Source organism: Nostoc mirabile CHAB5784 (assembly GCF_020829645.1).
GTDB classification, from domain to species: Bacteria; Cyanobacteriota; Cyanobacteriia; order Cyanobacteriales; family Nostocaceae; genus Nostoc; species Nostoc mirabile.
This window is the reverse complement of sequence record NZ_JAIVFS010000165.1, coordinates 1-10846: the sequence shown is the minus strand read 5'-3', so window position 1 is coordinate 10846 and position 10846 is coordinate 1. Positions and strand designations below refer to the sequence as shown.

General features: G+C 40.7%; 8 protein-coding genes. 7 read left to right on the top strand and 1 reads right to left on the bottom strand.

What is annotated here, in order from left to right; all coding sequences use genetic code 11:
• Nucleotides 1–497: 497 nt before the first annotated feature.
• Together LC653_RS41850 and LC653_RS41845 are read left to right on the top strand one after the other, a co-directional pair.
• Nucleotides 498–1067, top strand: a complete 570-nt coding sequence (locus tag LC653_RS41850; protein WP_229501186.1) for a hypothetical protein — start codon at nt 498–500, stop codon at nt 1065–1067.
• An 11-nt stretch (nt 1068–1078) separates the two neighbouring features.
• Nucleotides 1079–1783, top strand: coding sequence for a P-loop NTPase family protein (locus tag LC653_RS41845; RefSeq protein ID WP_229501185.1), 705 nt, complete (start codon nt 1079–1081; stop codon nt 1781–1783).
• A 154-nt stretch (nt 1784–1937) separates the two neighbouring features.
• On the opposite strand, the gene LC653_RS41840 is transcribed toward LC653_RS41845, so the two are convergent.
• Complete coding sequence (locus LC653_RS41840) at nt 1938–2123, bottom strand: hypothetical protein (RefSeq protein ID WP_229501184.1); 186 nt, start codon at nt 2121–2123, stop codon at nt 1938–1940.
• A gap of 440 nt (nt 2124–2563) precedes the next feature.
• On the opposite strand from LC653_RS41840, the gene LC653_RS41835 reads away from it, so the two are divergent.
• The 5 genes from LC653_RS41835 to LC653_RS41815 all read left to right on the top strand — a co-directional run bounded on the left by LC653_RS41835 (nt 2564) and on the right by LC653_RS41815 (nt 10590).
• Complete coding sequence (locus LC653_RS41835) at nt 2564–3259, top strand: response regulator transcription factor (RefSeq protein ID WP_229501183.1); 696 nt, start codon at nt 2564–2566, stop codon at nt 3257–3259.
• A gap of 63 nt (nt 3260–3322) precedes the next feature.
• The gene (locus tag LC653_RS41830) at nt 3323–5224 is read left to right on the top strand and encodes a sensor histidine kinase (protein WP_229501182.1); all 1902 of its coding nucleotides are present in this window, start codon (nt 3323–3325) and stop codon (nt 5222–5224) included.
• Nucleotides 5225–5340: 116 nt separating this feature from the next.
• Nucleotides 5341–6072: a DUF928 domain-containing protein gene (locus LC653_RS41825; RefSeq protein ID WP_229501181.1), complete on the top strand. Its 732-nt coding sequence runs from the start codon at nt 5341–5343 to the stop codon at nt 6070–6072.
• Nucleotides 6073–6095: 23 nt separating this feature from the next.
• Complete coding sequence (locus tag LC653_RS41820) at nt 6096–9359, top strand: two-partner secretion domain-containing protein (protein ID WP_443689871.1); 3264 nt, start codon at nt 6096–6098, stop codon at nt 9357–9359.
• 607 nt (nt 9360–9966) lie between these two features.
• The gene (locus LC653_RS41815) at nt 9967–10590 is read left to right on the top strand and encodes a hypothetical protein (RefSeq protein WP_229501179.1); all 624 of its coding nucleotides are present in this window, start codon (nt 9967–9969) and stop codon (nt 10588–10590) included.
• The last annotated feature ends 256 nt before the right edge of the window (nt 10591–10846 follow it).

The window sequence follows — 10846 nt, the reverse complement described above, 5'->3', positions numbered from 1 at the left end:
CTAACATCACCACGTAAAGAACCATCAGTTGCGGTTTAATACTAAAGATTATTCATAATTTTGTTAAGTCTCTGATTAACTCAGCCCTGCTGGGTCATTTTCCATAGCTTAGTCTAAACTCCAGTAGTAATGGTGCGCCAGTAAATACTCCCGTTGCCCTCGCCCTTTCGTCGGTGATTTTTACTAGGGCTATATGGAAGCCACGGAAAACAGATAAGGGACTTCCAACTAAAAAAATATCCTATCGCGGTGTAGGCAGGGGGGCTATTAGCTGGGGGCAGGGGGAGAAAGAAAAATATTATCTGAGTAAATTGGATAATTTATTTTCTGGAAGTCCCTAATCAATTGTTTGTCGAAGCAGTGTTATATCGTTATCGAGCAGGGGGAAAGAATTAGAGACTATTTCTATCAAGCATTTCGTGAAATGGTATGAGAGCTTGGTTTCATTAATGTGTGTGTGATTATTACCCACACAAGAACATGTGGTGATAGGATTAATGAAATTTTCAGTTCAGTCATCATCAGAAATGGTACGCACAACCCCAGGACAGAAGATTCCAATTGATAAACTCCAAACCACGCTGGGAGAATTAGAGAAGCTAGAAGAGAAGGTTAAAGAAGAATTATCCCTGCGAGAGAGTATTTACTTTCTGCGTGAACAACTTCAATCAGCGCTGAAAAAGGGCTATAGTTATCAAGACCTATCGGAGCTACTAGAGAAGCAAGAAATAAAAGTTTCAGCAGCGACACTTAAGCAATACTTAACTGAGATTGAAAAAGAAAAGCGTTCTCGTCAGCAAAGGGCTAAACCAAAACAAGTTTTATCTTTTGAAGATTCGAGTCAGACTACAACAAAATCATCGGGAACACCAGCAGTTATAGGAGTAACTGAGGACTCTCAATACGCTCTAAAAGATTTAGGTCAATCAACAGAGGAGTCACAAGAGAAGCAATCATTGTCAGATGGGGGTAAGGACTTTCAGAAAACTGCTAAAACTACTAGGCGACAAACGCCAAAAACTTCTAAGCCTAGTTCAGATATATCGAGTGAGTTTAATCAGTATTAGGGGTAGGTGTTATGCCGACGATTCATTTGGTAGATGGTGAAAAGGGTGGAGTAGGAAAGTCTCTAGTAACTAGGACAATGATTCAGTACTTTCTGGATAAGAAAATCCCGTTTGTACCAGTAGAAACAGATAGGTCAAATCCAGATGTGGCAGGAGTCTATAAGGGAATATGTCAGTATGCGGTGTTTAGCGAGAATGAACGGCAGGCTGATAAGGCAGATAGAATATTTGAGATGGCAACAAGTAAGCCAGTAGTTGTGAATTTGGCAGCACAATCACATAGAGCAGTCTTTGACTGGATAGAAAGAAATCAGTTAATTGAACTAGGGAATTCCGAGGGAGTAACTTTTTGCAAATGGTTTGTCTCTACAGGAGGATATGATAGCCTTAATTTGTTTGGACAGTCAGTGAATAGCTACGGGGAGAAAATGCCTCATATTTTGGTACGCAATTTAGGGCTGTGTGATGATTGGGAGCATGTAGATTTAGATATGAATATACAGAAACTAATCAAAAAATATAAAATTATTGTTATAGATTTTCCGAAGCTAGCATATAAAGAAAGAAACATAATAGACCAAAATAGAATGACCTTTGCTGAGGCAAGAGAGAATAAAGAATTTGGGATTATAGGAAGACAGAGAGTAGTAAACTTTCTGAAGCAGGCTTATGGAGAATTTGAGAAGGTAGGTATCTGGGATGAAGAAGTTAAATAAGAAATCTTTGGAGGTAGTAGATACCTGTTTAGGGGCAGAGTCACCAGAGGCAAAAGCTAAAGCCTAAACTGTTACGCAGCTTAATTGTATAATATGAGATTAAGTAACTAACCTGGATGATTTGGAGCCACTGAACTACCGTTGAGTGGGGGTCTTAAACCATGCAGCCTGATGATTGGTCGGCGATGTAGTGGTCGAGTTCGGCTTGGGCTGTAGCTTGCTCGTTGGAGGCAACTAGGGCGATTTTCTGAGCCTGGGTGGATTGATAATCAGCGAACGCGCTAATCCATGCGTCTTTACAACGTTTGTCGCTGACCTCAACTGTACAGCTGATTATCATTTGAATTATCTGGATATTTTATTTTCTGGAAGTCTCTTGCCGTTTGAGTTTAGACTTGCTGTCTAGATTTGCACTTTTGTGCATAGCTTGAAAATTGATCTCCAATTAAAATAATTCGTAATTCGTAATTCGTAATTCGTAAATTTTGTTTTGCGTTAGCGAGTCCGCGTACTCTTACAGAGAAGCAAGCTACGCGCAGCGTCTCGTAGAGAGCGTTTGGGGATTTTAACCCCACCGCAAAACTTGTTGCTTGTTAGAAGCGAGGGACTTAGACCCCTCAAAAATGTTAAAATAGGTGCATACTTCAACGAGTAGAGTTAAGGATAAAAAGTGCAAGATATGAATCTCAGGGTAAACATCGTAGAGTACAGGATTTTTTGTAAAGCTTAAAGAAATTTTTAGTTTAAATAAACATAAATAAAAATACGGTAGGAGTAAGTTTGGAAGAAGATAAAGCTTGGGGACATTTACTAGTGGAAAAAAAACTGGGTATTCTTGTTGTCGATGACCATCAATTAATTTTGACTGGTACTCTCGATGTATTAAGTCGAGAGTATCCCGAAGCTGCTATTATTAAAGCTCAGACTGGAGAAGAGACACTTTATCAACTCCAATTTCATCAGTTTGACCTAATTGTGATGGATTTATCAATTCCCGATCAGCAAAAGAAGATAGCAGAAATTGATACCGGAATTAAGCTGTTGCAAAATTTGCTTAAAGAATATCCCCATCAGAATTTCATGGTGCAAACTAGTTATGTGAAGGCGTTAATTCGGATTAAACACGAGATAGATAATCATCAAGGTGGGTTTGCGATCGCAGACAAAGGATTACCCGAATCGGAAATGCTAATGCGGGTTAATTTGGCACTTCACGGTGCAACTCACACGAAAGACATCAAAACGGGGATTGAACTCAAACCGGAATGGTTGGAGGTGTTGCGGTTGGCTTTTGAAGAGAGTTTGACAGATAAGGCGATCGCTGAGAGAATGTATAAATCAGAACGAGCAGTGCGGACTTACTGGACGAAGATTCAGGATGTTTTGGGGGTATATCCTGAAGACTGCAAGCAAGGTGGTAAGAATATGCGAATCCAAACTGAAGTTCGTTCCCGTGAAGAAGGTTTAATCGATTAGTACTCTTTTATGACTCTGGAGAGCGTTAATCCGAACGGGGAAAATTAATCCAGAAAAAACTAGATGAGAAAGAGAATCTGGAATCACATTTACCAAGAAATTGGGTTATGGTCTCTTGCTGCACGTCCGGGAATACTAGTGTTGGTGTTGGTGATCTTGATACGTATGGTTGGAGGAATGCAATCTTTGGAATGGATGTTCCTCGATACCATGTTACGTCTGCGTCCCGCAGAAAAACTCGATGAGCGTGTAGTCATTGTGGGGATCGACGAAAAAGATATTGAATGGGTTAAGCAATATCCGGTTCCAGATGGGAAGATTGCAGAGTTACTCACCAAGCTGGAAACCTATAAACCGCTAGCAATTGGGCTGGATATATTCAAAAATGTTCACGTTGAACCTGGTGGCGAACAACTCGCTAAGGTATGGCGGGAAAATACTAATATTATTAGTATTGAAAAAATCTTACCACCAGCACAGATTCCTCCACCCCGAAGTTTGCCACCTGAACAAATTGGATTTGTTGATTTATTTAATGATGCAGATAGCAAAAATCGACGCTATTTGTTATATACAACGAACCCAAATAATGATAAAGAAGATAAATATTCTCTAGCACTACAGTTAGTTACTAGATACTTCAAAAAAAAAGGAATGGAGTTGGAAACGGGGAGAAATGACCCGAATACAATCATGATTCAGGGAACTGAATTGCACCGAATTACCCATAATTTTGGTGGATATGTAGATATTAATCATGGGGATGGGGGATTGTCAATTTTAATTAATTACCGCAATAATTATCAGCCTTTTCATGTTCTATCACTGCGCGATATTCTCAATCAGAAAAATCAGAACGTTTATGCAAAATTGTTGGGCGATCGCATTGTATTAGTTGGCAACCGAAATCTCAGCGGCGGTGATATTTTTTATACATCTGCTTTGCCAACATTAGAATTAAAGGGTCAAATTTACGGTGTTGACTATCATGCTCACGTCATCAGTCAAATTCTCAGTACTGTAATCGATGGTCGCCCAATGTTGCACAGTTGGGGAGATATGGGAGAATACACATGGATAGTGATTTGGGGTTTTCTGCCGATTATTATCGGACGACTTACCCAATCTGTCTGGAAAAATCTATTCAGTGTTGGTCTAGCCGGAGTTTGTCTGTTTAGCTACGGCTATGTGATGCTGTGGTTGTGGGGTATATGGATTCCTGTAGCACCTAGTTTGATCGTATTAGCTGTGAATGGGGTTGGCTTGAGTGCTTTTGCATTTTACCAACACGATAAATTCTTGCGATCGCAAATTAACGAACGTCAAAACACAATTCAACACACTTTTACCGTAATTCATAATGGCCCCCTACAAACCCTCGCCTATGGATTAAAGCACATGCGTGCTAAAGATGTACCCTATGAACAACTGCTTGGACAATTTGAAAAGCTCGATCGAGAAATTCGGGAAATTGGCGAATTTCTCAAACTCGAAACATTAACCCCAGAAGAGAGCTTGCGTTTAGGAAGCGGATTGATTATCGAATTGAACCGACCGCTTCATGATTTGTTATATGAAGTTTATTCAAGTACATTAGATCGGAATGATTTTGAATATTTTAAAACATTAAAAGTTAAAATTCGCAATTTTGATCCAATTGATGATAAGTATTTAAGTAGGGAACAAAAACGGAAAATTTGTCTCTTTTTGGAAGAAGCTTTGTGTAATGTTGGCAAACATGCCCAAGGAGTAAAGTGTGTTCAAGCAACGGGTGTTTATGGTGCAAGTCAATATAAGTTGTGCGTCAAAGATAACGGTTCTGGGATTCAATCAAAGCTGGAAAATAAAGGTACAAAACATTCTAAACTACTCGCCAGACAATTAGGAGGAGAGTTTCGACGGGAATCGCTTTCCCCTCGTGGGACAGTATGCGAACTTAGTTGGAAACCTACGAAGGAATTTTAGATTTTTAATTGGGGACTGGGGATTCATAATCCCAAGCAAATCTTATTCATAATTTCTTCCTCAGTACCGATAAGTCAAGATTTTAGTAGATAACCATAGAATTATCAGCATTTACCATGAATCATCAATATTTTGGATTTTGGCAAAACAGCCGCAGACTTACAAGTTTAGTTGTGGGAGTGGTTTTTTTAATTAGCGCAGTCCCCGCCTATGCTGAGTTTAAACCACGCGATCGCAAACCTGCCAGTGGATATTCCCGTGCCGGTGGTTCGCGTGGATGTTCGAGTAGCGGTATCCCTATAATGCAGCTTGCACCTCAAACATTTATCGGTAAAACCGCTTCCACACGTCCAATGCTTGCTTGGTATATGTCAAGTTCTCAAACCGTGCGATTGAGAATTTTTGAATTCGATTCAGCGACAACCGTTAAACAAATCGGCAAAGTTAAAGAAATACCAACAACAATCGGAATCAACAAACTAAAACTTTCTCTTGATTATCCTGAACTAACTGTAGGTAAAACATATTTCTGGCAAATTGCAATTGACTGCGAAGCGCGTCCAATTGTTAGCAATGCAGAATTTACCGTCATCAATCCTCAATCACTAGCTAAAAACCGATTTGCTAGCATCCCAGAAAGCGTAAATTATTATGCTGAAAATGAACTGTGGTATGAAGCATTTGAAGAAGCATTGAAAGCAACCAATAATGGTAAATTGGGTGAAACTGGAGCAAGTTTAATTCAAGAACTCGCACAGTCTGAAATGACCACAGGAAGCGAAGTCGATATCAAAATCATCAAACAACGCATCGAAGATATCCAGAGAATTATAAGCGAAAAAATATAGAGGTAGTGGGGAGAATAGAAGTGGTGAAAATTTTGCGGTTTGGTATAGCGGAATTGCTAGGGTGTGTAGGAGCGATCGCAGTTTCTATTCACCCTAGTTTTGCTCAGTTAACTCCTGATAATACTCTTGGGATAGAGCGATCGCAAGTCGTTCCTATTGATAAAGATAATGACCGCATCGGGGGCGGTGCGGCTCGTGGCATTAACCTATTTCACAGTTTTCAAGATTTTAACGTCGGTGTTGGTCGAGGCGTTTATTTCGCCAATCCAGAGGGGATAACAAATATCTTTTCTCGCGTTACTGGTGGTAACTCATCGAATATTTTCGGGACTTTGGGGGTATCGGGTAATGCGAATTTGTTTTTGCTAAATCCTAATGGCATTGTGTTTGGGAAAAATGCCCAGTTAGATATACAGGGTTCTTTTTTGGGGACAACAGCAAATAGCTTAGTCTTTGCCAATGGCGTAGAGTTTAGCGCTACAAATCCCCAAGCACCGCCGTTGTTGGCTATCAATGTACCAATTGGCTTGCAGTTTGGTTCGCAACCAGGAAGTATTACTAGCCAAGCAGTGATTCGGAATTCTCAGGGAAATGCTGTTGGTGGTTTGGGTGTTGGTACTGGCAGCACCTTAGCACTTATGGGCGGTGAAATTGCCTTGGATGGTAGTTTTTTGTTTACTGAAAATGGACAAGTGAAATTGGGATCTGTCGGGGGAGATACAACCGTTGGGCTGAATGTCAATGGCTCCTCATTGGGTTTTAAGTTCCCAGAAAATTTCGGACGGGCAGCCATCAACTTAACGAATGGAAGCATTTTCGCTACAGGTGGAAATAGTGCAATTGAGCTATTTGGTGGAAAAATTGGGCTAAACGGAAACCGTTCGTATATATATAGTTTGAATGGCGGCTCAATTATTGTTGATGCGACTCAATTTAATTTAGACAATGGTTCTATCGTTAAAAGCCGTACATCTGGTGCGGCGAAGGGTGGTGATATTCAAATTCAAGCCCGCGATGTAGTAACTCTCGCTAACAGCAGTAACATTTATTCCGCCAGCACGGCAAACGCTACAGGTGCGGGTGGTGATGTTACTATCAATGCCGGAAAAATCACAATTACCGGAGCAGAAAATAGTGGTATCTCCATACTAAATAGTGGTATCTCCACATTTAGCAATGGTCAAGGTAATGGAGGGAACCTCACCTTCAATGTTACAGAGTCGGTTAACATCAATGGTGGTTCGATCTTTGTTGACACTGATGGTGCAGGCAATGCAGGAAGCTTAACTGTGCGAGCAACAGATGCTGTTAATATCACTGATGAAGGCTTTTTACACTTATCCAGCGATGGCTCTGGTTCAACAGGCAACCTGCGGATTGAAACAGGCACTTTGCGAATTCAAAATAATTTATCAGGAGTGAGAGCATTTGCATCTGGTAGTGGAAGTGTCGGTTCTATTTCCATTCAGGCTCGGAATGCGGTTGAGGTGACTCAAGGTGGTATTTTAACATTATTTTATGGTGTACCACTTGCAAGTCAAAATCGAGTAATAGGAGGGGATATCATCATTGAAACCCAGCGACTCAATCTCAAAGATAACGGTGGTATCTCGAGCATTACCAATACAAATGCAAATGCAGCTAACATTTTTATTAAAGCTAGTGAATACGTAGAGATTAGCGGCGAAGGTCGCATATCAAATAGCGCTTACATGGCAACGGGAAATAGTGGCAATGTAACGCTAGAAACGCCTCGACTCTCCCTAACTCAAGGAGGAAATATAAGCACTGCGTCCATTATTAGTAGTGGTAATGCCGGGAATATTACTATCCGCGCCAAAGATGTAGAATTGGATGGGTTCACTCCACCAAAGATGACTTACTTACATTCGGACGTGTATAAAAGTAATGCAGATGTGCGAGGTGGCACGATAACAATTTATACAGAACGATTGCGGTTGAGTAACGGTGGAAACATCTCAAGCTCAGTAGTAGAGGGGCGAGGACAAGGGGGTAATTTGGTGGTTGATGCCACTGATTCTATTGATATTACTGGGGTTGGTATAGAACGATTAGATGGTTCACTTGAGCCATCAGGTTTATTTGCTGAACTGCAAACGGGAGGAATTGGTTCTGGGGGCAATATTGATGTTACAACAGGACGCTTAAACCTCAGCAATGGCGGAGTAATTGCTGCCGGCACATTAAATCAAGGTAATGCAGGAAATATTACGATTAATGCCGAGCAAATTGATTTACGCCGAAGTAGTAAGATCGCGACTCAGGTTAACTCTGAAGCTAAAGGTAATGCAGGCAATATCAGCATCAAAACTCAACTATTAAATGTACAAGAAAAATCACAGATATCATCAGGAACTTTCGGAAATGGAAACGCGGGTAATTTAACAGTACAAGCTGATAAGATTATCCTGACTGGTTCAGACAGTGAGTTATTAACTGGTCTAACATCATCAGTTTCGGAAACGGGTAATGGTAAAGGTGGTGATATAGATATTACTGCTAATCACCTAATTATACGTGATAATGCTGAAATTGTTTCCGGCAGCATAGGTACGGGTGACGCTGGAGATATTAGAATTAATGCTAATGTTCTGGAAATTAGTGGAAAAGGTAGCGGAATCGCTTCTTTAACAAATGCGGGTAATGGTGGTGACATAAACCTCGATATCGCTGATTTATTACTTTTGCGCCGTGGGGGTTTAATTTCAACCACCGCAGGTAGAAGCCAAGCTGGTGGCGATAGCGGTAATATCAACATCAACTCTAAATTTATCGTCGCCATCCCTGAAGAAAACAGCGACATCATGGCCAACGCATACACTGGCACAGGTGGAAATGTCCAAATCAACTCCCAAGGGATCTTCGGTATCGAGTCGCGTCCAAAGACAACCGAAAAAAGCGATATTACTGCAAGTTCCGAATTAGGCGTTTCAGGTATAACAAATATTAACGCCCCCGATACCACTTCCATTCAAAACAGCTTCACTGCATTATCACCAAATGTCATCGATACCAATACACTGATTGCTAATAGTTGCATTTCACGCAGTCCCAAACAAGAGGGTACATTCTTCATCACGGGTTCTGGTGGTTTACGTAATAGTCCGGGAGATGAATTAATTTCAATCTATTCGACTGGTGAGGTGCGAAGTGTCAATGACAAGACATCGCGGACTTGGAAAAAAGGCGATCGCATAGTTGAACCACAAGGGGTTTATCGACTTGCTGATGGAGGCTTGGTACTCAGTCGAGAATGTCAATTGTAACGGATGATTTATTGGGAACATCCCAATTTTGCAAATTTACCAACATCATTAGTTGTCATTGCGAATGAAGCGTAAAGCCTTCTCTTCGAGAGGCTCCGCCAACGGCATAGCTTCGCTTAACGCGGTAGCGTCTCGTAAGAGAAGCGAAATGTTCGCCCTTGACGTTCCCGAAGGGTAGCAATCGCAACATCTCTACTTTGCGATTGCTTTGCTCCACTGCGTTACGTACCCTGCGGGAACGCCAAGGGCGAACGCAATGACAAATTGTATTTTTACACATTTGGGATGCTGCCGATTTATTTGTTAGAAACAACATAGGCATGAAAGCAGGGCTATTTCATTCTCATCTAGTCCGCCTCAGAATAAATTCTGAGGCTAATAGCAAAAGTCGTCTAAAGACGACTAAGAAAGGCTTTTAGTCCACTTTAGTGGACTTAAGCTAAAAGCCTGTGAACTTTAGTTCTGGGCGGTTTATGTTTAGAACGAAATAGCCCTGGGCATGAAAGAGCGCCTTTAAAACGAATCTATATACTTATAATTAAGCTAAGTTGGCTTCACTGTGTGGAACGTTAGAACGCTTTTTTATTAGCTGTATGTCGGATTTATTATGTCTAAACCAAAAATTTTGCAAGAAGGACAAAGTTACACTTTTCCTTCTTACTTCGAGTTACCTTATGAAACAGAAGATATTTTAGCTGAATTGGGTTATAGCTTTTCACGTGCGCGTATGACTTTACCTTCTTCTCAACGTGTACCACAACGTTTACCTGAATTACGTCAGCAAATCGAGGAGTTGTTACCACTAGTAACTTTATCGAGCGAAACTGCACGTCGAGAAATTATGGTAGCACCAGTACTTTCGGAACTAGCGCGTTTTTGTAAGTGTCAAATGCGTTTAGAATATCCTCTCCAGGTAAGTTCTCAACTCAAAGGTAATTTAGATTATTTACTGCGAAATATGAACACAAATGAAAGAGGTAAAAATTTTCTGGTAGTTGAGGCTAAAAACGACGATTTGTCAAGAGGTTTTACTCAACTATCAGCAGAGTTAATCGCTTTGGCAATAGCAGAAGAACAAGATATTCTTTATGGTGCAGTCACAGTAGGTGATACTTGGCGTTTTGGTTTATTAGAACAACAGCCTCTTCATATTACTCAAGACATTACTTTGTATCGTGTGCCTGATGATTTAGATGTTTTAATGCAAATATTGATTGGAATTATTGAATAATATAGCACAATACGCTTGGGTTAAGCCCAAAAAATAAATTGTGTAGGTTGGGTTGAGGAACGAAACCCAACATTTTCTGGGATTTGTTGGGTTTCACTTCGTTCAACCCAACCTACAATCATCGTTAACCGAATGGCACTAAGAAAAGCTCTAAGCTATACGGAATAAGGGCTACAGCTTTGAAAGTTATTGAACAGTCGAGGAGGGGTCAGGCGGTCGTCCTTGATGCAGTGTCATGGAAGCGATCGCCACAAAA

Coding starts and splice junctions, on each gene's coding strand:
- LC653_RS41840 (WP_229501184.1), bottom strand. CDS start 2,123: ATGATAATCAGCTGTACAGTTGAGGTCAGCGACAAACGTTGTAAAGAC.
- LC653_RS41845 (WP_229501185.1), top strand. CDS start 1,079: ATGCCGACGATTCATTTGGTAGATGGTGAAAAGGGTGGAGTAGGAAAG.
- LC653_RS41825 (WP_229501181.1), top strand. CDS start 5,341: ATGAATCATCAATATTTTGGATTTTGGCAAAACAGCCGCAGACTTACA.
- LC653_RS41850 (WP_229501186.1), top strand. CDS start 498: ATGAAATTTTCAGTTCAGTCATCATCAGAAATGGTACGCACAACCCCA.
- LC653_RS41815 (WP_229501179.1), top strand. CDS start 9,967: ATGTCTAAACCAAAAATTTTGCAAGAAGGACAAAGTTACACTTTTCCT.
- LC653_RS41830 (WP_229501182.1), top strand. CDS start 3,323: ATGAGAAAGAGAATCTGGAATCACATTTACCAAGAAATTGGGTTATGG.